General features: G+C 57.8%; 36 protein-coding genes. 13 read left to right on the top strand and 23 right to left on the bottom strand.

What is annotated here, in order from left to right; all coding sequences use genetic code 11:
• Window positions 1–19: 19 nt before the first annotated feature.
• The 23 genes from HY272_02000 to HY272_01890 form a co-directional block, all read right to left on the bottom strand.
• Window positions 20–388, bottom strand: a complete 369-nt coding sequence (locus tag HY272_02000) for a hypothetical protein (GenBank protein MBI3771469.1) — start codon at window positions 386–388, stop codon at window positions 20–22.
• The gene (locus tag HY272_01995; protein MBI3771468.1) at window positions 388–651 is read right to left on the bottom strand and encodes a hypothetical protein; all 264 of its coding nucleotides are present in this window, start codon (window positions 649–651) and stop codon (window positions 388–390) included. The genes HY272_02000 and HY272_01995 overlap by 1 nt, the downstream gene beginning before the upstream one ends.
• Entirely contained in the window at window positions 641–1,597 is a 957-nt protein-coding gene (locus HY272_01990) for a hypothetical protein (protein MBI3771467.1), read from the bottom strand. The genes HY272_01995 and HY272_01990 overlap by 11 nt, the downstream gene beginning before the upstream one ends.
• Entirely contained in the window at window positions 1,597–2,031 is a 435-nt protein-coding gene (locus HY272_01985; GenBank protein MBI3771466.1) for a DUF1834 family protein, read from the bottom strand. Before HY272_01985 ends, HY272_01990 begins: the two co-directional genes overlap by 1 nt.
• On the bottom strand, window positions 2,028–2,534 hold the full coding sequence (locus HY272_01980) for a phage virion morphogenesis protein (protein MBI3771465.1): 507 nt from the start codon (window positions 2,532–2,534) through the stop codon (window positions 2,028–2,030). Before HY272_01980 ends, HY272_01985 begins: the two co-directional genes overlap by 4 nt.
• Window positions 2,534–2,947: a DUF1320 domain-containing protein gene (locus HY272_01975; GenBank protein ID MBI3771464.1), complete on the bottom strand. Its 414-nt coding sequence runs from the start codon at window positions 2,945–2,947 to the stop codon at window positions 2,534–2,536. Before HY272_01975 ends, HY272_01980 begins: the two co-directional genes overlap by 1 nt.
• Entirely contained in the window at window positions 2,947–3,270 is a 324-nt protein-coding gene (locus HY272_01970) for a hypothetical protein (GenBank protein ID MBI3771463.1), read from the bottom strand. The genes HY272_01975 and HY272_01970 overlap by 1 nt, the downstream gene beginning before the upstream one ends.
• A 3-nt stretch (window positions 3,271–3,273) precedes the next feature.
• Window positions 3,274–3,654 (bottom strand): hypothetical protein, encoded by a 381-nt coding sequence (locus HY272_01965; GenBank protein MBI3771462.1) that lies wholly within the window; start codon window positions 3,652–3,654, stop codon window positions 3,274–3,276.
• Between the two features lie 2 nt (window positions 3,655–3,656).
• Window positions 3,657–3,884, bottom strand: coding sequence for a hypothetical protein (locus tag HY272_01960; GenBank protein MBI3771461.1), 228 nt, complete (start codon window positions 3,882–3,884; stop codon window positions 3,657–3,659).
• Window positions 3,881–4,114 carry a hypothetical protein gene (locus HY272_01955; GenBank protein ID MBI3771460.1) on the bottom strand — a complete coding sequence of 78 codons (234 nt, stop codon included), beginning with the start codon at window positions 4,112–4,114 and terminating at the stop codon, window positions 3,881–3,883. Before HY272_01955 ends, HY272_01960 begins: the two co-directional genes overlap by 4 nt.
• 22 nt (window positions 4,115–4,136) lie before the next feature.
• Window positions 4,137–5,180, bottom strand: coding sequence for a hypothetical protein (locus HY272_01950; GenBank protein ID MBI3771459.1), 1,044 nt, complete (start codon window positions 5,178–5,180; stop codon window positions 4,137–4,139).
• On the bottom strand, window positions 5,177–5,680 hold the full coding sequence (locus tag HY272_01945; protein MBI3771458.1) for a hypothetical protein: 504 nt from the start codon (window positions 5,678–5,680) through the stop codon (window positions 5,177–5,179). Before HY272_01945 ends, HY272_01950 begins: the two co-directional genes overlap by 4 nt.
• The gene (locus HY272_01940; protein ID MBI3771457.1) at window positions 5,677–6,531 is read right to left on the bottom strand and encodes a hypothetical protein; all 855 of its coding nucleotides are present in this window, start codon (window positions 6,529–6,531) and stop codon (window positions 5,677–5,679) included. The genes HY272_01945 and HY272_01940 overlap by 4 nt, the downstream gene beginning before the upstream one ends.
• Window positions 6,531–6,863: a hypothetical protein gene (locus HY272_01935; GenBank protein ID MBI3771456.1), complete on the bottom strand. Its 333-nt coding sequence runs from the start codon at window positions 6,861–6,863 to the stop codon at window positions 6,531–6,533. Before HY272_01935 ends, HY272_01940 begins: the two co-directional genes overlap by 1 nt.
• Window positions 6,863–7,276, bottom strand: a complete 414-nt coding sequence (locus HY272_01930; protein ID MBI3771455.1) for a hypothetical protein — start codon at window positions 7,274–7,276, stop codon at window positions 6,863–6,865. The genes HY272_01935 and HY272_01930 overlap by 1 nt, the downstream gene beginning before the upstream one ends.
• Window positions 7,277–7,499: 223 nt before the next feature.
• Window positions 7,500–8,435 carry a major capsid protein gene (locus HY272_01925; GenBank protein ID MBI3771454.1) on the bottom strand — a complete coding sequence of 312 codons (936 nt, stop codon included), beginning with the start codon at window positions 8,433–8,435 and terminating at the stop codon, window positions 7,500–7,502.
• Between the two features lie 12 nt (window positions 8,436–8,447).
• Window positions 8,448–8,795 carry a DUF2190 family protein gene (locus HY272_01920; protein MBI3771453.1) on the bottom strand — a complete coding sequence of 116 codons (348 nt, stop codon included), beginning with the start codon at window positions 8,793–8,795 and terminating at the stop codon, window positions 8,448–8,450.
• 10 nt (window positions 8,796–8,805) lie between these two features.
• Window positions 8,806–9,960, bottom strand: coding sequence for a hypothetical protein (locus HY272_01915; protein ID MBI3771452.1), 1,155 nt, complete (start codon window positions 9,958–9,960; stop codon window positions 8,806–8,808).
• A 230-nt stretch (window positions 9,961–10,190) separates the two neighbouring features.
• Window positions 10,191–10,433: a hypothetical protein gene (locus HY272_01910; protein ID MBI3771451.1), complete on the bottom strand. Its 243-nt coding sequence runs from the start codon at window positions 10,431–10,433 to the stop codon at window positions 10,191–10,193.
• Window positions 10,434–10,568: 135 nt separating this feature from the next.
• Window positions 10,569–11,000 (bottom strand): hypothetical protein, encoded by a 432-nt coding sequence (locus HY272_01905; protein MBI3771450.1) that lies wholly within the window; start codon window positions 10,998–11,000, stop codon window positions 10,569–10,571.
• A gap of 474 nt (window positions 11,001–11,474) precedes the next feature.
• Window positions 11,475–11,834 carry a hypothetical protein gene (locus tag HY272_01900; protein ID MBI3771449.1) on the bottom strand — a complete coding sequence of 120 codons (360 nt, stop codon included), beginning with the start codon at window positions 11,832–11,834 and terminating at the stop codon, window positions 11,475–11,477.
• Window positions 11,831–12,604, bottom strand: coding sequence for a hypothetical protein (locus HY272_01895; protein MBI3771448.1), 774 nt, complete (start codon window positions 12,602–12,604; stop codon window positions 11,831–11,833). The genes HY272_01900 and HY272_01895 overlap by 4 nt, the downstream gene beginning before the upstream one ends.
• Window positions 12,579–12,953 carry a helix-turn-helix transcriptional regulator gene (locus HY272_01890; protein ID MBI3771447.1) on the bottom strand — a complete coding sequence of 125 codons (375 nt, stop codon included), beginning with the start codon at window positions 12,951–12,953 and terminating at the stop codon, window positions 12,579–12,581. Before HY272_01890 ends, HY272_01895 begins: the two co-directional genes overlap by 26 nt.
• Window positions 12,954–13,072: 119 nt before the next feature.
• Between HY272_01890 and HY272_01885 the strand changes: the two genes are divergently transcribed.
• The 13 genes from HY272_01885 (at window position 13,073) to HY272_01825 (ending at window position 20,210) form a co-directional block, all read left to right on the top strand.
• Window positions 13,073–13,300, top strand: coding sequence for a hypothetical protein (locus HY272_01885; protein MBI3771446.1), 228 nt, complete (start codon window positions 13,073–13,075; stop codon window positions 13,298–13,300).
• Window positions 13,297–13,530, top strand: a complete 234-nt coding sequence (locus HY272_01880) for a hypothetical protein (GenBank protein ID MBI3771445.1) — start codon at window positions 13,297–13,299, stop codon at window positions 13,528–13,530. Before HY272_01885 ends, HY272_01880 begins: the two co-directional genes overlap by 4 nt.
• The gene (locus HY272_01875; GenBank protein ID MBI3771444.1) at window positions 13,527–13,772 is read left to right on the top strand and encodes a hypothetical protein; all 246 of its coding nucleotides are present in this window, start codon (window positions 13,527–13,529) and stop codon (window positions 13,770–13,772) included. Before HY272_01880 ends, HY272_01875 begins: the two co-directional genes overlap by 4 nt.
• Window positions 13,769–14,251 (top strand): hypothetical protein, encoded by a 483-nt coding sequence (locus HY272_01870; protein MBI3771443.1) that lies wholly within the window; start codon window positions 13,769–13,771, stop codon window positions 14,249–14,251. The genes HY272_01875 and HY272_01870 overlap by 4 nt, the downstream gene beginning before the upstream one ends.
• Window positions 14,248–15,252: a hypothetical protein gene (locus tag HY272_01865; GenBank protein ID MBI3771442.1), complete on the top strand. Its 1,005-nt coding sequence runs from the start codon at window positions 14,248–14,250 to the stop codon at window positions 15,250–15,252. The genes HY272_01870 and HY272_01865 overlap by 4 nt, the downstream gene beginning before the upstream one ends.
• 6 nt (window positions 15,253–15,258) lie before the next feature.
• Entirely contained in the window at window positions 15,259–16,959 is a 1,701-nt protein-coding gene (locus HY272_01860) for a DDE-type integrase/transposase/recombinase (GenBank protein MBI3771441.1), read from the top strand.
• Window positions 16,960–17,001: 42 nt separating this feature from the next.
• Complete coding sequence (locus HY272_01855) at window positions 17,002–17,973, top strand: AAA family ATPase (GenBank protein MBI3771440.1); 972 nt, start codon at window positions 17,002–17,004, stop codon at window positions 17,971–17,973.
• A 2-nt stretch (window positions 17,974–17,975) separates the two neighbouring features.
• A complete protein-coding gene (locus tag HY272_01850) occupies window positions 17,976–18,191 on the top strand; it encodes a hypothetical protein (GenBank protein ID MBI3771439.1) in 216 nt (71 codons plus the stop codon).
• Window positions 18,188–18,442: a hypothetical protein gene (locus tag HY272_01845; protein ID MBI3771438.1), complete on the top strand. Its 255-nt coding sequence runs from the start codon at window positions 18,188–18,190 to the stop codon at window positions 18,440–18,442. Before HY272_01850 ends, HY272_01845 begins: the two co-directional genes overlap by 4 nt.
• A gap of 100 nt (window positions 18,443–18,542) precedes the next feature.
• Window positions 18,543–18,764: a hypothetical protein gene (locus HY272_01840; protein ID MBI3771437.1), complete on the top strand. Its 222-nt coding sequence runs from the start codon at window positions 18,543–18,545 to the stop codon at window positions 18,762–18,764.
• Window positions 18,755–19,297, top strand: a complete 543-nt coding sequence (locus tag HY272_01835; GenBank protein ID MBI3771436.1) for a hypothetical protein — start codon at window positions 18,755–18,757, stop codon at window positions 19,295–19,297. The genes HY272_01840 and HY272_01835 overlap by 10 nt, the downstream gene beginning before the upstream one ends.
• Window positions 19,294–19,686, top strand: coding sequence for a hypothetical protein (locus tag HY272_01830; protein ID MBI3771435.1), 393 nt, complete (start codon window positions 19,294–19,296; stop codon window positions 19,684–19,686). Before HY272_01835 ends, HY272_01830 begins: the two co-directional genes overlap by 4 nt.
• The gene (locus HY272_01825) at window positions 19,683–20,210 is read left to right on the top strand and encodes a host-nuclease inhibitor Gam family protein (GenBank protein ID MBI3771434.1); all 528 of its coding nucleotides are present in this window, start codon (window positions 19,683–19,685) and stop codon (window positions 20,208–20,210) included. The genes HY272_01830 and HY272_01825 overlap by 4 nt, the downstream gene beginning before the upstream one ends.
• Window positions 20,211–20,318 lie beyond the last annotated feature (108 nt).

Here is a 20,318-nt window from a genome sequence, read left to right as displayed (position 1 = left end):
ATCCACTCGACTCGGGCGGTCAGGCGTTTTTTGCGTCGTCGACCTCGTTGGCTAAATGCAAGGCAAGCCCCTTCACCTTGCCAAACACGAATGTCTGCGCGACATCGATGAGCATGAACTGATCGATGGCGTCGGGTGTGCATGCTGCTGGCTCACGCTCGGCGTTGACCACACCGCTCCAGCCCTTGATGCAGTGTTTTCCGACCAGTTGCGCGTAGCGGGTCACGTCGCGCTTCACGTCGGTGAGCTTGCCTTTGTCATCACGCACCTCGATCACCGTTTCGCGCACCAGTTTTTGATCGACATCTTCGGGCAATGGAATCAGCTCCAGCGTGATTCCAGCCTCTGGCCATTTCACTTCTTGTTTGGGTGCACCCAGCATCAACATCAGTTTTTCTCCCGTGTCATTCCATACGTTTTATCCAGTGCATCGATGAGCGTGGGATCGGTGACTGTGACGCGACCGCCTCGCACTTCCAGCATCGCGCCGTCGATTTCGATATCGCGCTGCTGATAATGCGCATCGATGAACGTGACGCCCTCTCCCTCGGCAACCGCTCCATGCGTTGCCCTACCTCGCGCATCCATGCGCTCGTTACCCTCTCCCGCTAGCGGGAGAGGGGATTCAGTCTGAGCACTCTTATGACGCATAGCTGGCAATCCCATTCACAAGCACGATGGTCGGTGCCGCGCCGCCGGAGTGGGCGCGCCAGTTGGTATCGATCAACAACCCCTTGCTGGTTGGCACCTTGTGCTTGGGTTTATCGAACTCGACATTGGCGATATTCACGGTCAGCGAGTTATCGCCAGCGGCGTTCTTGCTCACCAACACCAGCGGCTTGGAGGTGTGGCCTTCCATGTAGTCCATCACCGCAGAATCGCTGCCGAATAACGCTGTCAGACTGCCACTGATCGATGGCAGACCCAGAATGTGAGCGCCGTACCCAGCGAGTCCATCTGCAATATGCACCGACTCATGATTATTACTGATGCTGATGTTAGCCGCTGTGACACGACCTAGCGTATTGGATCCGGAGACATCGTAAATATTCCCCGCCTTTTTACAGGCGCGGTTGGCGGCAAAGCTGGTGGGGGAGGCATGAAATACCGCACTCGGGCGCGGAACCACTTCCACTGCTGGTGCCAGATCAAGGCTCATGTTCTGATCGCGCTCAGCGATATTCCAGCTGATCGAGTTGATCACAGTATCCAGCCAGCGGCGATATTTGGGCGCATCGGTGTACCCCAGATCCAACAATGCAAACGGCCGGTCGCTCAGGCCGAGCGTGAAGGTATGCGTGTATGGCCCGGCACCGGTCGTCACCGGCGCACCCAACAATAGCGCCAGCCATTGGCCGATGTCGTTGAGGTCGAGCGGCGCGTTAAGCTTTGCAGTCCACGCCTCATCGGAATCCCCGAGCTTCGCGCCCAGCGGCGACGAGTTGTCGATGGTATTGTTCTCGGCATAGGGTTCGCTATCACTGATTTCAAGATCGAGGAATTTCATCTTGAACGCGGCAGGTGTCGGCGCGGTGCGCGCCACCAGCTGACGCTGCAGCAGCAGTTGTGAATTTCCGCCTTTGTAATTGGTTGGCATTAGTAGCTCTCCTCAGTGGCAGCAGTAAATTGAATGGCATAAATGGCGTCGAGCTTGGTGACGCGCACCGCGCCGATCTCGACCAGATTGAAATAACCGCAGCCGCCGGGCGCGTAGCCCAGCAGTGCGGTCGCGGCTTGCTGGATCATGGCGTAGGCGCCGTCATCGGCTTTGCGCGCTGCGCCGAAGCCGCGCAGATTGCGAGTCTTCACAAACACAGTGACAGTGACATCGCCCTCCTGATAACGGCTATTACCCGCCTCAGTGTCATAGGCTGCACCGTTGATCAGCGTATAAACGGCGGGCAATGGGTCAGAGGTGTTTTCCAGCACCTGCTCTTCATATTCCAGCGTGGCGATGGTGCGTAACCCGGCGCATTGATCCTGCAATCGCGACAGCACGGCATCATCAAGAATTGTTAAATCCAGATTCATCGCGGCATCACTCCCTGCACATAGCTGCGCATGATGTGGTCGACCTCGATGCGGTCGGTGCGGCTCAGACCAAGGAACGGACGGGCGGGAATCTTGACCTTGCGCCCGCGTCCGGCCATGTCGCCAAACTGGTGAATGGCGCCGTATTTCCTATTGGTGCCGATGGCGACGGAATCGCCGCTGACGTTATAAGTGATCGAGCCCATCAGGTGCCCGCGATCAATCAGCGGCAGCATGTTGCCAAGCGTTCGTTGTGCACGGGACGTCAAGCCGCCGCGTTTTTTAAATGCCTTGCGGCCGCCGATGCGCGCCAGCTTGGTGACATAGGACAATGGCTGCCACTTGCTGCCGTCCGGCGCTTCGCTCTTGCGGAAACGCGCCTTGGTCGCGCTCACCACATAACTGCCGATCTCCGCAAGCATCGCCTGTCGATCCAGCGCTTGCAGTTTGCGCAGCGCGGCGCGGACTTCTTCGTCGTGAACGATGAGCTTTGCCCCAGCCATTAGTATGTCTCCCAGTCGTGATTGCTCACGCCTTGTGACGTAGTGACACGCATGCCGCCCACGGCCTGGGTATCCTGTTCGCCCAACGTCGCCTTGCCGCTGGCGATGTCGCGCAGCCAGGCGATGGCCTTGTCGTGATTCTTCTCGGCGTGTTCCGGCGCGCCGTTGGAGTAGAGATAAAACAGCACCAGGTCACCGCAGATACGTTTCAACGGACTGGCGTCAATCAGCGCCTGCGCCAGCGGCAGGCTGTAGGCCTGTTGCAGATAGCTGTCGATGGTGGCACCGGCGTCGGCGATCGCCTCATCCAGCACCGCAGTATCGATCTGGCCACGGTTCAAACGATCAGTGAGCTGCTCCAGCTCGGTATTACCGAAGCGGTCGATCAGCTGTTTGCGGGTGATATAGGTCATCAGTTTTGTCCTCGCACTGCGGCAGTGACCTTGTCATTCCATTCGCCATAGACATTGTCCGTGACGCTGAAGGCCTCAACGATCAGGTCATACTCTGTGCCATCCGTCAGCACCAACTGATGTGACACGCGGCCGACAAAGCGGCCATTCGCGCCCGCATATGTAAGCGCCACCGGCCAACTATCGCCACTCACATTCACACCGCCGGACTTAATCGTGGCGCGCACGGTATACGCCCCATCGAGCAAGGCGCCAGACTCAGCGTTCTTGAGCTGGGCCAGCTCGATGGTGTTGGTGTTGCGGATGTAGAGCAGTTCAGGCATCGGTTACACCGCGTTCAGGGTGTTCGTTATCGTCAACTGCCAGCTCTGCGCCGAGGTTTTTGTGCCGAGCGCTTCGACCTTGCGGTTCATCATCGTGCCTGCCGATGCGGCGTTGAAGACGCCCCATTCGGCCCAGGCCCAGTTGGCGTCGGCCGTACCGAACAGTGAGCGGAACGTCAGCACATTCGCCGAGCGCTGTGGGTAGGTGGCCTCCATCGCCTTGCGCAGCTTGTTAGTCGCGGCTTGCAAATCGGTTTGCGTCGCTGCAAATACGGCAGTGGAATCGCCTACCCCAAGGTAGGCGTTGGCGGCATTGAACGCGGTGACGGCTTCACCGATGGATTGCTGTGCGACATAGTCGCGGAATGCATTTGTCATTCCCATGATTAAGCCTCCTGCGGCGCGTGGTTGACGGTGGCAATGACGATCTCGGCCGGCTGCAGCCGGAACAGTGCACAGGCATCATCAAAGCTCAACGCTTCATCGGCTTCATTCACCGGACATCCGTGGCCATGCAGGAACACCATGCGGGCGTGGTCGTGATTCACATCCACAATGCCCGGCTCATAGCTTTTTTCACCACAAAACCCTGAGTGATGCATATTCATCTTCATACACGTGGCTCCTCTTTTGCCAAGATGGCGTAGCCATTGCCGTCGCCAGTAAACAATTTGAGCGTGTCGCCCTCGCCCTTACGGTAGGTGATGGCCGTCTCAATCCCATCGCCGCCCTCGATGATCTCGGCGGGCTCCTTGACTTCGCCTGGCGCTGGCGGCTCGCCATCGAACTTCACCAGTTCGAAGCGCTGCTCTGTAATTTGTGCCTGCATTTTTTCGTTGCGCATTAGTTCACCTTTGTCTTGCCGTTTAGCGTTGAGTAACTGTAATCGATGCCGACAGCGTTGGATAATTTTTCAGTGCCGCCGCGAGCGTGGGATAAATGCTGAGCTTGGCTGTGAGCCGCGCGATAATGCTGCCGATCGCCTGTCGCGATGCCGAATCGGTCACGGACACTGCCAACGTATCGAGCGCCTGGATTAACCCCAGCAGCGTGGTTTGTTCGGCCACGCTCAGATCGAGCGTGTCGGCGCGGTTCAGTGATGCCAGGATGCTGACGGATTCGGCCACGGAAACATTGAGATCATCGGCGCGGGCGAGCAACGCGAATACGGCCTGCGCGGCGTCGGTGATTGAAACGCCGAGCGCGTCTGCCAGCTGTAGGGCGACCACAATATTCGTCAACCCTTCGGTCAGTGACAGGCTCACCGTATCGCCCGTGATCAGAGTGACTTGAATCGTTGCACCATCCGTCACTGACATCGTCACGGCATCGCTGCGCGCCAGCGTGGAGAAATTGTTCGACACATCGACAATCGAGATATTCAGAGCATCCGTCCGCGCCAAGAGCGCGAACACTGCCTGCGTGGCATCCGTGATCGAGATGCCGAGGGTATCGGCCAGTTGCAGCGCGACCACAATATTAGTCAACCCCTCAGCGGTGGACATGCTCACGGTATCGCTGGCTGCCAGGCTTACCAGCAGATTGCTGACATCGGTGACAGACATATCCAGCCCGTCGGCGCGGGTCAGCAATGAGAGAAGATTCACTGCCTCGCTAATGGCGAGATCGAGCGCATCGGTGCGGTTGCTGGAGAGTTGACTGGTTTGCGCATCGGTAATGGCAGCAGAGAGGGTATCTGCAGTGGCGATCACGACTGAAACCGTCTGAACCGTGTCGGTGATTGAAATGTCCAGCGCGTCGGCCAGGCTGGATAGAAGTACCGACCCGGAGACGTCACTCAATGACACAGACAATGTATCACTGGCTGTGATCAGTGTTGGGCCGCCACCCGCACTAGCCTGTGTGGTACCCAGTGGGATCGTGCCAAAGGGTGCTGATCCGAAACTCATAACGCGGGCCAGCCCGTTGACCAATCATAGGCCAGCGCATCCGCGAAATTCGTCGTCGAACGCACAGCATCTTTATGCAGCCCCGCGACACCGGCAATGGTCGCCTCTAGCATTTGGAGCGCAGTGGATTTCGCCATCACGCGATCTACGACTGCTTGCAACGGCACATTGCGAATCTGTGCCTCGACAGTCAACAGCGGCGCCGCATCGCTGGCGTTGCCGCTCGCCGTATAGGCGCGGGCCTCGGCAATTTTCAGGCTCCAGCTAGACATTTCCGCCGCTGATACTCCGGCGGTCGCCCGCTCGCGCACTGTCGCGGCGTGCGCGTCGATGGCAGTGCATATTTCAGCCTGCGTGTCGGCGAGCATGTAGCCGTCAATGATCGTCTGGACGGCGGCGTCATTGCTCGATATCCACTCGCCATTGCGTTGCTCGAGCCAATGACCCGAGGCCGCGATAACTCGATGAAGCCCCGACCCTTTTTCGGCGTACGTAATCATGCGGACCCCAGTACGATTAATGGCGAATTTGAGTTGCTGAACATGAAGGGCGGCGAAACCGGGTCAGGCAACGCTAACCAACCGGCGGAGACATCCTTATACGTATAGGTATTTTGCAACAACGAGGCATCCATGCCGACCGGTGAAAACGATGCTGCGGATGCGGGCGATGCCAACATTGCTGGGACGCCATCACTGATGGCGGCGGCGTAATACCAGCCCGGATTCAGTCGTTTAGTACTGAAGGTTGAGGTCTTTTTGCCCGTGGTGCCCGCGTCTATATCGGTCGATTCCAGTATCAGATTATTCGGATAACCCGAAAACGCATCGATATCGTAGAGGCCGATGCGGATTTTTTTCCCCGCCGCCGCGGTCGATACATAGCAGATGAGCGAATTGACAGCGATCATGCCCTGCGTTAGGTACGGTGTTGCATATAGTCGATTCGCACTCAGCGTTACAGTAGCGCCGCCAAACCCGGCAATGTGTTCCGACGCAACAAACGCGCCCACAATGTTTGAAGATACTGCAGGCATCGTCGCGTTAAAATTGCCGGCAATTGCAGTGCATATTACATCTGCGCTCGCTCCTGAGAGCACCAATTTCGTCGGCGTCGCGGAATTATAGACGCCGGAGGCATAGGTCGCGAGTACCTTATATCGCTGTAACGTGTTGCCAGCCAGCACGATACCCAGTCCCCATTCCCAATTGTTACCATCGTGGATCGCGTAACTACACAGACTATTGATTGCGAATGCGTCACTAAAACGCACAAAGCCGGTGACGGCTGACAATGTCACGGTGCCGTTCCCTGCCGTTATAGTTGTCTCTTTTATGCCGTTTGCGTGCATTATTTGTCCCCGGTTTTCACATAGCCGTCGTGATCAATAATCCACCCGAGTGATTTGCTGCTCACATCTGCGACTGGACCATCGCGGAATTCGTGCGGTTGCCAGTGATGTAATTCGCTGCCCTCATGGCGCATGATCAATAAATGCGGAACTCGCAATCCGCGCCACCGCGCACGTGACCACCGAATCACTAAATATTTCGCCTCGCCGCGCAGCCAGCGTGGCAATGCGTAACTCACACAATTGCGGCCGCGCAGAATGACAGCTACCGCAATGGCCATCATCGTTACGATGATCAACGCGATCACGCCGATGATGGCCAGCACAAACATCAGGCGCTGTCCTTCGGTTGCAACATCGCCCACGCCGCATCGCGCTCGGCGGCGGTGACTTTCACTGCCCAACCCAGAATTTCATTCAGCGCGCTGACGTCCGGCTTTTTGTCCTTGGTCCAGTGCGCCATGCTGTCCGCATCGAGCTTGGCGATTGCCTTAACGATTTCTGCCTGGCGGCCGATTGGAGTCGTAGGTTCGTCGGCGCTTTCAGTGGTTTTGGTCTTGAGCTGGACAACTTTGCCGCTCGTATCGCTGCCCGCATTATCTGCAGCGGCTTCTTTAGGCTTAATAGCATTCACCGCCAGCAGTGAGTCCGCATGTTTGCCGTCGAGTTCGATGTCGGCGCCGATGGCGTAGCCTTCGCCGTCGTGATTGATCGGCGTCAATGCTTCGTAGCGTTTCTGGGTCATATTGGGTTCCTCGGGTTAATCCCAACTCCCGGCGCAGATGCGCCGGGAGACTGCTTGGGTCGGGCGGTTACCGGCATGGCTACGTTTGGTCGCGGGCCGATATCCATGCTGTACGGCCAACACACCTCAGGCAGAGCCGCCCTTCATCCTCATCATCACGGTATTCAATCTGGTCTCTCCCAGCGTCACGCCTGGATCAGCGGCGTTCCCGCGGGGAATCCCGTTACGCCACGGCATTGGTGATCAGATAACCGGCGCTCGCACCTGCGATCACAGGCGAGAGTTCATCGGTCACTGGGTACACCCAGCTCTTGGCGTTGCGATCCTGGTACGGCGACTCGACGATCGGGTAGCCGCGCAGGCGGTAGGTGTAGCCGTAGCTCGGCAGGCCCATGTCAACCAGACCGCCGACTTCGGTGTAGGCCACTACTGCATGTTTGCCCCACACGTCAGTCATGGCGCCGCTGGCGTCTTCATACACAGCTTCACCGACCATCACGCGCTGCACACCGAACAACGATGCCAGCAACTCGGTGGTCACCACGTCGCGCCCGGTGTACTTGATGCGGTCGATGATCGAGGCGTGCACTTTGAGTGCATTGAACGCCTTGGCCGAGAGCAGCACGGTGTTGGGGCGACGACCGATCAGGCTGCGCACTGCTTCCTTGGCGGTCTCGATATTGGCGATCGGCGTCGACGCCGCATCGTTCCATTGCGAGGTGCCGGAGAGCGTGGTCTTGTTGCTGGCGGCGTAGTTGGCTGCGGTGGTCGCCAGATCGGCCTGCGCCTTCTCGTTGCGGAGAGCGATGATGTTCTGCGTCTTCATTACCGCGATACGTGCCATGTCGATACTGGGCACGGCATTCGCTTCTTCCATGAGTTCGAACGGCACCAGGCCTTCGAGCGCATGTTGCTCCAGCGCAAACGCGCTGCCCTGATAACCGTACTGCACGCGCTTGGTGTTGCCGCCTGGCACGCGGCCCGTCGCATACAGGCGGAAGTCTTCCTTGTTGAAGGAGATGATCTTGCCGCCGCGTTGTTCGACGGGCACGACCGGGAACAGCGATTCGCCTACCAGGTCGGCGTTCTTGTAGCCCTGGGCTACGGTCGTCAGGATCGGGTCAATGACGCGAGCCTGGCTGGGAGTTAATTGCGGCATGGTTCAGTCTCCTTATGCAGCGTTTGGAATCAAAAGTACTTCGATGAGTTGGTCGGCGGCAGTCGCGGCTTCCAGCGCGATACCCACCTTGGCGCCGGAGACTGCCCAGGTAATGGCCTTGCCATTGGCGTCGGACTTCACCGTGGCGCCAGCGGCCACAGCGGCGCCTGCTGCGATGACAGCGGTGCCGAGGGCATCCACCGGAATCTTTTCGCCGGACACACCCGCCGTGCGCGCACCGCCCAGCGTGTTGACATCGGCGCCTGCCTGCGCACCCGCCGGAGTGACGAAGCGGTTAGCGGCGACGGTGCCGGTGAGGGTCACCGCCAACGTCAGCAATGCAATGTTCTGTTGACTCATGGATAGCTCCTTATAGCTTGCTGACGGCGGACACCGCCGTCATATAATCGGTGCCCGGATGGGCGGCTTGGTAATCCTTCGCCTTCTGGTGCTTCGCGAGCTGTTCGCCATCCACTGCGTGGCCCTGTGGCGCTGTGAACTCGGCGCGTTCGCCTTTCACGTTTTCAGCGGCGCTCTCACCCAACGCTACTTGCTGCGGCACGGCGCTGACAAAATCCTTAAACCACTGCAGCGGCGACTTCTTGATCTTCTGCGCCTTATCACCTTCACCGGCGCTGAATTCGAACTGCGCCTCGGTGGCATCGGAGAGCTGCAGCATGAAGTCCACCGCGCCTTCTGCTTGAGCAGGCGTCAGATGGCTGCCTTTAACGAAGGCAGAGAATTCACCCTGCAGGCGTTGACGGCGTTCGGCGTCAAGCTGCTGTTGCAGCGTGGTTTGTTGTGCGCTGAAATCGGCCTGCGCCTTTTTAACAGCGGCATCGAGCGCTGCTTGATGTTCTTCTGGTGTCACGATGGTTTCTCCTTTGTTGGGAGCGGAAAAAATAGATGAAGGTTTGGCGTTGTCGTTCATGATGCTGTTGGCGTGATCGGCCAGGCTGCTGACTTCGTAGTCCGGCATCACGCGGTCGGCTTCTTCGGCGCCAAACTTCTCGATCAGGAACTCGCGCATCCGGCGCATCATCCGCGCCAAGATGTTCGGCGTAACCCAATCCGCCTCGAAATCGAACACCTCACCCTCGGCGCGGGCTGAGTAGTTCATCGCATCGAGCGCAATGGCCGGGCGCTTGGCGCCCAGGAAGCCCACGTGTTCGAGGGCGAAGCCGTTTTGCGGTGTCTTATAGACGCGCACCGAGCGCTTGCGATAGGCGCCATCCTCGGCAGCCTTGGAGAACTCCGGATGCACATCGCGGAACTTGGCGAATAACGAATCGCCATCACGCTTCAATTCATTCACCCAGCCGTAGGCGGGATCGTTGACCTGAGGGTGACCGATCACAATGGGCGCGGCAGTGGCGGCACTATGATTAGCCACCATCTGGTCCAGTTCATCGTTGGACCAGGTGCGGCGCGTGCCATCGGATGACACCTGCTCGCCCGCACGAAAGACCTCGATGAAGTCATCGAAGCCGCGAAAATCAGAGTGGAGAACGTTTGCCTTTGACATGCCGCCATGATGGCAGCGGCGAAGGTGTTTATTGAGTTGCGAAAAATTTCACAGGTGGGAATATTCAGGTAGCAGTAATAGCGTGCATCTTGCAGGCGTTTACGTCAAGCGCCGTCTGATACCAATGTAGGGCGGGTTAGCGCAGCGTAACCCGCCGGATGGAGAATAAGAGAATGAACATGCAGTCCGAATTAAAAGTTTCTCTACGCAATAAAAGCGGCGCCAACCTATTACTTAAGCCCATCATTGGGCAAGAGGGCGATACCAACTTCATTCAGATAGCCTGCTTCGCCTTTGATGAACTCCAAGGGCATGCCGGGGATAAGGATGTAATTGATCACCCATCCACCCGCGAACTTCATTTTAATTTCGATGGGGACGGCCACACCAGAGAATCTGACCTCTACTTTTTTCCCGACAGGAGCACTTGATATGGCGTTTGAAATAAACTTTTCTAACTCAATCTCTGTCATTGCATCCTCCTTCTGTTGACTCAACTTCCCCACGGGCGCGCCAAGCACGCCCACCCTACATGGATTACAAGGAGACCACCATGAAACCGATATCCACCGCAATGATCAATGAAGCCAGGGCTCGAGCATTCAGCATCAATGCCCTTTCACCGAGGGCGATGGCCGCCCTGCCGATAATTCGAGCAGAGATCGGTCGGCTGCTGGAAACGGAAGCTTCATTCGCCCAAGCCAAACCAGCATTAGAAAGATTAATTGATCGGCTTCGTTCAGACCTGCCGGCGCCGTGAGAGGGCGCACGCCCTCAATCTCATTATGCATTGCCAACTCCAGCCTCTGCTGGTGACGCTCCAACAATACACGCCACGCCCCCGCAGAGATGCCGCTCCAGGCGCCCGCGCCTGGAGCTTTAACATAGGCGGCAATGGCGGAGTCCGCCTCCTCTTCGAAGGCCTCATCATACTCCAGCTTGCGGATGTCCATCAGGCGCGCGCGAAACATATCATTCAACGGCCACAGCAATTCAATAACACGCCACCAACTTAAATATTCACCTTGTTCATCGTTCATTTTTCCCTCCTCACCATAACGATTGATGAAAAAAGGGGCGCTGTTCGCGCCCCGTTTGTATTTTTGCCATAGCCCCGGCACCGTATATCGTTTTTAAATGGTTTTTAAATGGGGTTAAGGCGCGTGGACGGGATGGAACACCCAAAACCTAGGTAAGGGTGGCGGGAATCCCGGCGAAGCGCCTTAAGGTGGCGTTTTCGGGCCATTGGGCGACCAGGATATTTTTATTTCGAGCAGGGCTGCAATATCAGTTGCCAGCTCATCCAACGAGAAATGGACGTTGCTTCTTCATTTTTCCCTCCTTTCCGATTGCCCGCCCCGGTTCCGCTGGCGCTCCACCCAAGCGGCGGCGCTGGCAATAGCGTTTAAAGGCCTTTGAAACCCCTTGAAAAACCGTTTTCATGACCGCATCCATACAAGGGCCGCACCCGGAGGGGTGTGGCGGCTTGTGGGGCGTTTGGCTGGGGGGGTGTTTTAAGGTAGCCTGGATGGAGTGCAATAAAATTCGCTGATCTCCGCTTGTGTAGGGCTTTTGTTCTGATGTACCACCTCTTCAATATCAACAAACCGGACAGCGGCGAGCTGGCTTCCATTGCGCGCCAAAATACCGCAGGCCCACCGAGCAAACATTGAAGACCCCCATTGTTTTTCTCGACGAAGCACCCCGATATTCATATGGTCTGGCGATACGTATAAATCTTTTACAAAGACCGACTGTCTAAACTCATCCATTGCCTTCCTGTCGGCTGGAGTTGAATTATCGCCGGACGCATTCGCCGCACAAAAAAACAATGCTTCGAAGATCAGCAACGCGAATCCATTCATCTTTTTCATACATATCCTTTTTTGAGGATCGCCTCTACTTCGAGCAGCGCTGCGACATCAATTGCAAGCTTATCCAGCGCAGGAAGCGAACATGTTTTTGCAAAGACCATGCACCTGTCCACCAAGGCATTCATGAGTTCTTCTTTCCCAGCCTTAGCTAATAACTCATCCACATTATCACCCCAGACTTCGCGATCTCTGTACATCTCCTGCTCATCCACCCTTTTTTGTAACTTCAAGCCAACAGCATGATTAGCGTCGGTGAGTACTTGATAGTAAACCGCACATTCGAACTTCTTTATCCGCTGCATTACAGAACACATATCCCCCAAAATTACCGACCGATCCATCGCAGCAAGCCCCTGCTGTTCCTGCCTGGTACAATGAGAATATTCTTTGGCAATCCTCACTGGCGCATTAATGAGCAGCTTTTTGAATTCAACCATTGCCTCTGGGCATCGATCTGCTAGCAGCAAATAAGACGGGGGGCGAAGGAATGTTTTAATTGGATAAGAGGTTGTTGATCGCGCCATCAGTCCATACGCCTCCTGAAGCAGCGATATAGCTTCATCCATGCTCTTCTCATTCCTCTTTTGAGTAGCATCCTTCAGCAGTTGATCCGCCCGCGCTTCTTCAGACGTATCCGGCCTAACAGTTACCTCGGAAACAGTGAGGGTCATTGCTGGCTGATTATTTTTATTACCCCCAAATAACGTATTCCAAAACCCCATGATTACCCCCCCTTGTTTATCTTTATTGGTCTTGCTTCTTTCGTTCACGCACACCACGGGCGGTTCCTTTGCTCACATCACTTTCCAGCTTGGCATGCAAATAGGCGCGTAGTTGGCCCTGCGCTACCTCGCTCAGACTGCGGTAGCCATCCATCACTTCGCGCTCCTGCAGCGTTAGCAACAGCGGCTGAGGGCCATCAATACCGGGACCGACCAGGACATAGAACACATCCAGCCCCTTACCCATCAGTATCGCTAGAGCTTCAGGTGGGATTTTGGAACCATTCTCCCACGCTGAAACAGTCGCCTTTCTTACCCCGCACAGTTCCGCCACATCCCCCTGCTTCAGACCAAGACGCTCTCGTTCCTCAATAAATCTTTTGTAAACCGTATCCATATGTATTGACGATACGGTAAACCGTATCTATACTCCTTTCAACGGCTGCGAATTTACAGCCCGACACCCCAAAAAATGGCAGCCCTGCCAGGCCGCCCCCAATATTCAAGGAGTCCCCCATGCACTGGGCAGACATCTACTCACTGATGGTGAAGGCTGGTTGGCCCCCCTCCAAGATGGCCAAGTACCTCAAGGTGCAGCCGTCAGCCATTAGCCAGGTCATTCGTGACCAACACCGTAGCCACAAAATAGCAAGCTTCATTTCTAAAGTCACCAACACCCCGCTGCACCGCCTGTTTCCCAATGGCCGGTATGACACCCCGAGCAAAAGAGGGGCGGCGGCATGAACACCTCAGTCGACTTTAACGCCACCCCGTCATCCGAAGAGCTGCTGCCCTACATAAAGGTAACCGCTCAATTCCTGGCCGATGGCCAGTTCACACTGGCACAGATCGGCGACATTCATAAATTCTCTCTGGAGATGTGGCGGACATTCGAAATCCCCGGATATGCCCTCGGGATGATTGCCGCAAGCGTGATGGGCCTATCTCCAAATCACGCCGGAGGTGCCGCATGACCCCCCTCACCCACATCGACCCCACCCACACCCATGTCTGCGAGGTGCTGCGCGAGATCGGCAGCCACTCCGATTGCAACTTCGACTATACCGCAGGGCTGGCCCGCCGCCTGACGCAGTTTGGCCCCATCGAGGACTTGACCGTGCGCGAGCTGCTGGAACGCTGCCGCGCCCATAACGACTACTACAACCATTTGTTTGCGCCCTTGGCGTCTATTTCGAAAATGGAGATGAATGAATGAGTGATCAAAACGTAATTGATTTACCGAAGCTGAGCAATCGCGGCTGGCGCTACACGCGCACACAGGCACCGCGTGTGCAGGATGAATTTGAGGCGGATGTGTGTCGCGGTCTCTATTTGTGGATTGACTGGTATGACAACGACTACAACGTGGGGAATAGCCCATCAATCAACGCCTCGCAGCTCCCCCCTTATGAGGCAGCGCTTGATGACCGCGAAGAGGTGGTTCGTGTACCGCTGGAGCACTTCATCCGCGCTGGCGCGATGTGGCTGCTCGGCGCTCATGGCAATAACGGCGCAACCCTGACGTTCGAAAACAGGCCTCAACTTGATGCCTTCAACAATTCGCTGGATAGCTATGCCTCCATGCTGGAGCGACTGGCGCAGGAGGCGCGCAACCTCAAGATCAACGACGCCGACCTGACGGTTGCATGGGATGAGAAGGCGTGGCAACGGACCGAAGAGGGAGCGCATCAATGAGCAAGACCAAACAGAGTACCACCCCGGCCCCCGCCGCCAACATTGCCCTGGCGCATGACGACGAGGCGCGCATCATTGCCAAGCGGGTGCTGGCGCTGCAAGACCAGGTGCAATGTAATCTGCCAGTGGCGGAGGGCCGGCCGCTGCACGGAGAGGCACTGAATGCATGGCTAGAACGAGAGGAGTTACAAGAGGATTTTGGCAAGGTCGGGCGTGGCATCGGCTATCTGCTCAAAAAGAAGGAGCTGGGCCACGGCGCATTCATGGGATGGATAGAGGACCGGGGCCGCAGCTACCGGAGCGTTAACGAAGACATCAAAGTAGCGAGCATGCTGGTGCATCTGTCAGAGGCAAATATGCGGCGCGCCGCAACTTTGCCACAACGGAAGCTGGCCGCCCTGGCCAGCGCCCCCGCTCCGATGATCGACGACCTGTTCGCCTCTGGCGCCCTGGATGAAGCCGCAGTCATGAACCGCGAGGAGCTGCGCGAACTGATCAATCTGCGCCAGCAGCTGGAGAAGAAGGCCGCCAAGGAGGCGGAGCTGCGCGAGGTGATTGCCGAGCAGGATGAGGCGCTGCGCCGCCGCCAGCTGCTGCCGGAGACCAACCAGCATGTGCTGGAGCTGCGCCGGGCGGTGCTGGACGAGACCGAGGCGCTGCGCGCCAACGCCCACACCTTGCAGTCGGTGATGGAGCGGGTGGCGCTGCTGCCGCTCGACCTGCCGCGCGCCGAGTTTGACGCCATTGTCCATCCGCTGATGTACGCCCTGCAGGGGCTGCATGCCACGGCGAGCGCGCTGTTTGCCCACGGCTTTGACCGCTTTGCGGATTACCACGCCGACATCGACGTGCTCCCGCCTCAACTGGCGGAAGAGGATGCGGCACGCGGGCAGCGCCAGTATCAGTCGTTCATGGCCATTGCGGAGCAGCGCGCCAAGCATCGGCAGATCGACCTGTCGCTGCAACCCCGTCGCGGCCGCCCACGCAAGCAGCAGGGGTAGCCACCGATGAGTCACAGATTAGCCGTTAAGCGGCCGCCACACCTGCGTGTAGTGGGGGCCACAGAGCCAGACCCCGAGCCTCCTGTGTTGTCTGCCAGGCAAGAGCAGAAGCAGTACGCCCTGGTGGTGGTGATGCGCTACGTGCGCAAACTACGCGCCGGGCTGGGGACTGACTCCATGAACCCGAGCATTGACGAGTTTGTTCGCCAGTTCAATAAGGGGCTGCTGCCGGTCACGTTGCTGACGGCGCTGGTGACGTTGCGCCCTACCAGGATCGGCGCCTGCCCTGATCGCGCCACGCTGTATCGCTGGGACAAGCAGTACACGAAGTACCTCCAGGGTGAGCGGCTGGCGGGGGCGCCAAAGCACAAGGGGAGCCAGCGTCAGGTGTACGAGTGGGAGCCGCGTGCGCTGCATTATCTGTATAGCGCCAATGACGTGAAGCCTGCGTGGATCGCCAAGATGCTGCAACAGGAGGGGATCAAGGATGCCACCCCGGCGCGCGTCAGGAGCTGGCATAAAACATTGCCCGCCGACGTGCGCAACAATCGCAGCCGGTTGGGTGACCTCAAGTACGACAGCACTCAACGCCCCTATGTGCGCCGCACAGTCGAGCATATCGCTGTCGGGGACTGCTACCAGTCGGATGGGAACATGATGCCGATCTATTTGCAGCACCCGACGGGCCAGCGTCCGGCGCGCTACGAGATCACGCCAGCCATTGATGTGCGCAGCCGTTATCTGGCGGGTTATTGGTTGTCGGAGTCTGAATCAGCTGTCTCCACATTGCACGCGCTGACCGATGCCATCATCAAGAACAACCATGTGCCGCTCGATGTGCAGGCGGACAACGGCCCCGGCTTTTCAAACAAGATGGTGCGCCGTTTTTATGACCGTCTCGGCATTGATCCTACACACCCGCGGGCACGCAACCCAAAGGACAACGGGTACATCGAGCGCTGGCACCAGACATTACAGAACGAGTTCCTGCGCCGCTTCCCCGGTTACTGCGGCCCCGGCAAATCACCCGAGGCGCTGAAGAAGTATCTGGCCGCCGTCGAACGCGGCGAGATTCAATTGATGACGCTGGAACAGTTCCGGGTCGAGCTAGATCAGTTTATCCGCTGGTACAACGAAGAACGCATCCACCATGAAGTCGGCGGCACCCCCGCCAGCCTATGGCAGGCACTCCAGCCGCGCCCGCCGCTGGAGATCGAGCACGCATTCTTTTGGGATCATGCGTCGCGCGTCGTGCAGCGCTGCGCGGTCAGTCTGCTGAATCGCGAGTATCTGAACAGGACGAGCCTGGGCGCTTATAACCAGGAGCGCGTGATCGTCGAATACAACATCTATGACGATAGCTACGTGCGCATTCTGGACGGGCAGGAACGCTGGATTTGTGATGCCCAAAAAATCAAGAGCGCCCCTTATCGTTCCACCTCCGCAATGGAAGACAAGAGAATCAAGGCCGAGAGCAATGCACAACGACGCCTGGATTTAAAGAAAGAGGAGAGAGCACGCCGCGCCCAGCGCGGGATCGACGCCGATCAGGCCAGTCATGTCATCGAAGACATGGGCCTCAACAACACCTTCACCACGATTGAATCATTCGGAACCGAGATCGACCCCTTCGGGTCGCTCCCGGAATTTGAACCGGCGCGCGGGGATCGGCTGGACGCCAATCTGTTCGATCCCTTTGAGCCTTGATGCAGCACTTTCAACAACGTCAACAACAGGAGGAAGTATAGCATGAGCAAGGAAATCAGTTACCCGGCCCACTATCAGGCCGAGGATGTACAGCAGTGCCGGCGCATTCACGCCTGGCTGGCGGTGGGGTCGCACAGCCAGGCGGAGCTGGCGCGGGCCGCGGGGGTGGATGGCAGCACGATGAGCCAGGTGATTAATGGCAAGTTCCTCTCGCCGCCCGCGAAGTGGCTGCTGAAACTGGTGGATGCCATCGACAGTCAGCTGGAGCGTGACCGCTCGGGCCGGGCGGACATCCCATTCTGCGAGACCTCTATTTACAAGAGCGTGGATCGCATCTGCCGCCGCGCGCATAGCGATCAGGATATCGGTGTTTATTACGGCGCGGTGGGCATCGGCAAGACCACAGCTCTGCGTGAATACGCCCGCCGTTCGCCCAGCGCCATCATCGTCGAGGCGTTCGACGGCATCGACAACTCCACCTTTGTGCGCATGGTGGTCACCGCCACGGGGACGGTGATTGCGCCGAGCGCGAGCCTGGCGACCAAGATCGACGCGGTGATCAATGCACTGCGGACCACTGACCGGGTGATTCTGGTGGATGAGGCGGACCACCTGCCGGACAAATCCTTCGGTGCGCTGCGCCGCATCTCCGACATCGCCCAGGTGGGGGTAGTCCTGGTGGGCAACATCGAACTGCTGGCGCGACTGACGGAAGCCACGGGCTGCCGCAAGCAGCTGTGCGACCGCGTGGGGTTCTGGCCGTCCGTCGCCGAGCAGGTCAGCGGCGATGACATCCGCATGATGGTGCACGCCTATTTAACCGGCGATGAAACGCTGGGTGAAGAGGTGTTAAAGGCGTTTGAAAAACACTGTAAAGGCCGCGCCCGTCCCCTGCGCAATTTGCTGCGCAACACCTGGCGCTATGCGCGCAATAACAAGACCGCCATCACTGCGTCATTAATCAGCGACATCAACAGCAAGACGATGGCCGGCCTGCATGCGATGAGGGTTTGATCATGCAAACGTTCAGCGATGAATACATTGAGCATTGGGGCAACGAGTTTGAAGCGCGTGAACTATGGCGCTATGGCGTTTTGTTTGAGGCATTCCTGAACTATCCGCGCGAAATTCTTGATGCGGTATCACGAAGGTCACGACCGCTGTTCGCTAGCACTCGGCGGTTTGGCGCTGAAGCTGACGTCAGTCACGTAAACATGGAGGTGGCGCAATGAGAAACCGGATTCTCTACAACCTGACGCTTGCCGAGGTCGCGACGATGAAGCTGCAGGAAATGGGTATCGATGTCGCCTGCATCGATGTCACGGAGATGCGCCCCAAAATCTGGCTGCGCGGCCGCGACGAAGATTTGCGCGCCAAGCTGGGCGGCGGTCTGCACATGATTCGTCCCGCCGCCAGCGGGCGCGAGGTGGTGATGGCGACCTCGTTTGAAAATTGCCAATTACATTGGGGGTGCGAGCTATGAACGGGTGGATGGTGTTAGCGATCTGGACAGGCATGTTTATGGGTATGGTCATCGGATTGTTGGTCTCCGCACTGATGGGTGCGAATGAGGAGCATCACTGATGATGCTCGCCACACAACCCGTGCTGCACGTAGTCAGCAAACGCTATATGGCGTCAGTAGGTCTGTGCGGATTTGCGATGTGGGGCCAGGACATGCCTTACGGCGAGCGCAAATATCTGCTATCCGCGCATGTCTCCCGTCTGCTGCACTGGCGGGCGATGACCGTGATCGTGGGCCCGCTGTTCCTGCAATTCAGTTGGCGGGCGCGGCAATGGGCGTGATGGGCGTGTGCCCCGATTGCGGCTTCAAGTTCACGCTCGACGCGGCGTTGCAGGATGCGCATGCACGCCAGGCATTGGCGGCGGCGCTGGAGATTGCGCCGTCGCTGGCCAGCCGCATTGTTGCCTATATGGGGTTGTTCAGTCCTGGGTGTCGTGCGATGCGCATGGATGCGCTGGCGGCGCGATTGAATGAATTGGCGGCGGCCATCAAAGCGGCTGAGGTACAACGTGACGGCCGCAGCTGGGCCGCACCACTCGACTACTGGCGCGAAGCCATCGACCACATGCTCGGCACCCGCGACAAGCTGCGCCTGCCGCTCAAGGATCACGGCTATCTCTTCGCCGTGGTCGCCAACATGAGCATGAAGGCGGCGGGCCAGAAAGAACAAAAGATCGAACAGCAACGCCGTGTGCGCCCGGAAGGCAACCGGACAGGTACGCCACAGCCCGTTGACCAGGCGGCACGCAGAGCGCTCGCCGACCAACATTTGGCAAAAATCCGTGGCCGCAAACATTCAGGGGAGATTTCATGATCGATATGGATCGTCAGGTCATCAAGGAACGAGTGCTCGACATCCTCAAGCAACATGTCGGGCCGAATAACTGCATCAAGAAGGAAGCACTGTGGTCATCTGCCACCGGCGACGTGATTATCCCTTGGCGGCGCATCGACCAAACTCGCCCGCTGCGCTCAATGATTGAAGCGCTGCAACGCGCGGGCGAACCGATTGCTCATAAGTCCGGCAAGGGCGGCGGCTATTTCTATGCCGACAATCCGGACGATCTCACCGAAGAAGCCGACTGGCACCACGTGCGTGCCATGTCATCCCTGCGCCGCGAGAAAGCGCTGCGGAAAATCACCACCCCCGAGCTGCTGTCGCAAGTGGCGCTCGAACTTAACCAAGAGGAACCAACGCAATGAGCAAAGTAACCCGCATTAAAACCGAGGCAGTGCAATCCCGCGTGCCGCAGAGCCGCGAAGAAGCTGTCGACGCTATCGCCGAGATCGGTCGCCGTCAACGCGAGCGCGCCCGTATTCAAACCATCATGAACGATGAACTGGCGGCGATTCGCCAGAAATACGAAGAGGAAGCGCGGCCACATGCCGACGCCATCTCTGCACTCACCGAAGGTGTGCACACCTGGTGCGAAGCCAACCGTGACACGCTCACCCAGGGCGGCAAGGTGAAAACCGCCAACCTCGCCAGTGGCGAAGTACGCTGGCGCATGCGGCCGCCTTCCGTCTCTGCGCGTGGCTTGGACAAAGTATTGCAGGCACTCAAGGATTTACAGCTCTTACGTTTCATCCGCATCAAGGAAGAGCTGGATAAAGAAGCCGTGCTGGCCGAGCCAGAGGCAGTGCAGCACATCAAAGGCATCTCGATCCAGCAGAAGGAAGACTTCGTGATCGTGCCGTTTGAAACCGAGTTAGAAGAAGTCGCGTAGTCAACACATCGTACCCGCGCCACGCGGGCGGTGCGCTGACTGAGCCGACACATCAGCAGCAGTGCGGGTCTAGTCCCTTCCAACCGGATGACCGCGCCGACTAGCCCC

This window comes from Gammaproteobacteria bacterium, from assembly GCA_016200485.1.
Taxonomy (GTDB): domain Bacteria; phylum Pseudomonadota; class Gammaproteobacteria; order Tenderiales; family Tenderiaceae; genus JACQEP01.
This window is presented reverse-complemented; position numbering and strand designations above follow the sequence as displayed.

Excerpts from the sequence above, each read along its gene's own strand:
- HY272_01970 (MBI3771463.1), bottom strand. The coding sequence starts at position 3,270 with ATGCCTGAACTGCTCTACATCCGCAACACCAACACCATCGAGCTGGCC.
- HY272_01950 (MBI3771459.1), bottom strand. The coding sequence starts at position 5,180 with ATGAGTTTCGGATCAGCACCCTTTGGCACGATCCCACTGGGTACCACA.
- HY272_01840 (MBI3771437.1), top strand. The coding sequence starts at position 18,543 with ATGATGCTCGCCACACAACCCGTGCTGCACGTAGTCAGCAAACGCTAT.
- HY272_01925 (MBI3771454.1), bottom strand. The coding sequence starts at position 8,435 with ATGCCGCAATTAACTCCCAGCCAGGCTCGCGTCATTGACCCGATCCTG.
- HY272_01890 (MBI3771447.1), bottom strand. The coding sequence starts at position 12,953 with ATGGATACGGTTTACAAAAGATTTATTGAGGAACGAGAGCGTCTTGGT.
- HY272_01905 (MBI3771450.1), bottom strand. The coding sequence starts at position 11,000 with ATGAACGATGAACAAGGTGAATATTTAAGTTGGTGGCGTGTTATTGAA.
- HY272_01985 (MBI3771466.1), bottom strand. The coding sequence starts at position 2,031 with ATGAATCTGGATTTAACAATTCTTGATGATGCCGTGCTGTCGCGATTG.
- HY272_01920 (MBI3771453.1), bottom strand. The coding sequence starts at position 8,795 with ATGAGTCAACAGAACATTGCATTGCTGACGTTGGCGGTGACCCTCACC.
- HY272_01910 (MBI3771451.1), bottom strand. The coding sequence starts at position 10,433 with ATGACAGAGATTGAGTTAGAAAAGTTTATTTCAAACGCCATATCAAGT.
- HY272_01835 (MBI3771436.1), top strand. The coding sequence starts at position 18,755 with ATGGGCGTGATGGGCGTGTGCCCCGATTGCGGCTTCAAGTTCACGCTC.
- HY272_01860 (MBI3771441.1), top strand. The coding sequence starts at position 15,259 with ATGAGTCACAGATTAGCCGTTAAGCGGCCGCCACACCTGCGTGTAGTG.
- HY272_01880 (MBI3771445.1), top strand. The coding sequence starts at position 13,297 with ATGAACACCTCAGTCGACTTTAACGCCACCCCGTCATCCGAAGAGCTG.
- HY272_01875 (MBI3771444.1), top strand. The coding sequence starts at position 13,527 with ATGACCCCCCTCACCCACATCGACCCCACCCACACCCATGTCTGCGAG.
- HY272_02000 (MBI3771469.1), bottom strand. The coding sequence starts at position 388 with ATGTTGATGCTGGGTGCACCCAAACAAGAAGTGAAATGGCCAGAGGCT.
- HY272_01955 (MBI3771460.1), bottom strand. The coding sequence starts at position 4,114 with ATGCGCAACGAAAAAATGCAGGCACAAATTACAGAGCAGCGCTTCGAA.
- HY272_01885 (MBI3771446.1), top strand. The coding sequence starts at position 13,073 with ATGCACTGGGCAGACATCTACTCACTGATGGTGAAGGCTGGTTGGCCC.
- HY272_01850 (MBI3771439.1), top strand. The coding sequence starts at position 17,976 with ATGCAAACGTTCAGCGATGAATACATTGAGCATTGGGGCAACGAGTTT.
- HY272_01965 (MBI3771462.1), bottom strand. The coding sequence starts at position 3,654 with ATGGGAATGACAAATGCATTCCGCGACTATGTCGCACAGCAATCCATC.
- HY272_01980 (MBI3771465.1), bottom strand. The coding sequence starts at position 2,534 with ATGGCTGGGGCAAAGCTCATCGTTCACGACGAAGAAGTCCGCGCCGCG.
- HY272_01940 (MBI3771457.1), bottom strand. The coding sequence starts at position 6,531 with ATGCACGCAAACGGCATAAAAGAGACAACTATAACGGCAGGGAACGGC.
- HY272_01830 (MBI3771435.1), top strand. The coding sequence starts at position 19,294 with ATGATCGATATGGATCGTCAGGTCATCAAGGAACGAGTGCTCGACATC.
- HY272_01900 (MBI3771449.1), bottom strand. The coding sequence starts at position 11,834 with ATGAAAAAGATGAATGGATTCGCGTTGCTGATCTTCGAAGCATTGTTT.
- HY272_01855 (MBI3771440.1), top strand. The coding sequence starts at position 17,002 with ATGAGCAAGGAAATCAGTTACCCGGCCCACTATCAGGCCGAGGATGTA.
- HY272_01870 (MBI3771443.1), top strand. The coding sequence starts at position 13,769 with ATGAGTGATCAAAACGTAATTGATTTACCGAAGCTGAGCAATCGCGGC.
- HY272_01930 (MBI3771455.1), bottom strand. The coding sequence starts at position 7,276 with ATGACCCAGAAACGCTACGAAGCATTGACGCCGATCAATCACGACGGC.
- HY272_01990 (MBI3771467.1), bottom strand. The coding sequence starts at position 1,597 with ATGCCAACCAATTACAAAGGCGGAAATTCACAACTGCTGCTGCAGCGT.
- HY272_01960 (MBI3771461.1), bottom strand. The coding sequence starts at position 3,884 with ATGAAGATGAATATGCATCACTCAGGGTTTTGTGGTGAAAAAAGCTAT.
- HY272_01945 (MBI3771458.1), bottom strand. The coding sequence starts at position 5,680 with ATGATTACGTACGCCGAAAAAGGGTCGGGGCTTCATCGAGTTATCGCG.
- HY272_01825 (MBI3771434.1), top strand. The coding sequence starts at position 19,683 with ATGAGCAAAGTAACCCGCATTAAAACCGAGGCAGTGCAATCCCGCGTG.
- HY272_01975 (MBI3771464.1), bottom strand. The coding sequence starts at position 2,947 with ATGACCTATATCACCCGCAAACAGCTGATCGACCGCTTCGGTAATACC.
- HY272_01935 (MBI3771456.1), bottom strand. The coding sequence starts at position 6,863 with ATGTTTGTGCTGGCCATCATCGGCGTGATCGCGTTGATCATCGTAACG.
- HY272_01845 (MBI3771438.1), top strand. The coding sequence starts at position 18,188 with ATGAGAAACCGGATTCTCTACAACCTGACGCTTGCCGAGGTCGCGACG.
- HY272_01915 (MBI3771452.1), bottom strand. The coding sequence starts at position 9,960 with ATGTCAAAGGCAAACGTTCTCCACTCTGATTTTCGCGGCTTCGATGAC.
- HY272_01995 (MBI3771468.1), bottom strand. The coding sequence starts at position 651 with ATGCGTCATAAGAGTGCTCAGACTGAATCCCCTCTCCCGCTAGCGGGA.
- HY272_01865 (MBI3771442.1), top strand. The coding sequence starts at position 14,248 with ATGAGCAAGACCAAACAGAGTACCACCCCGGCCCCCGCCGCCAACATT.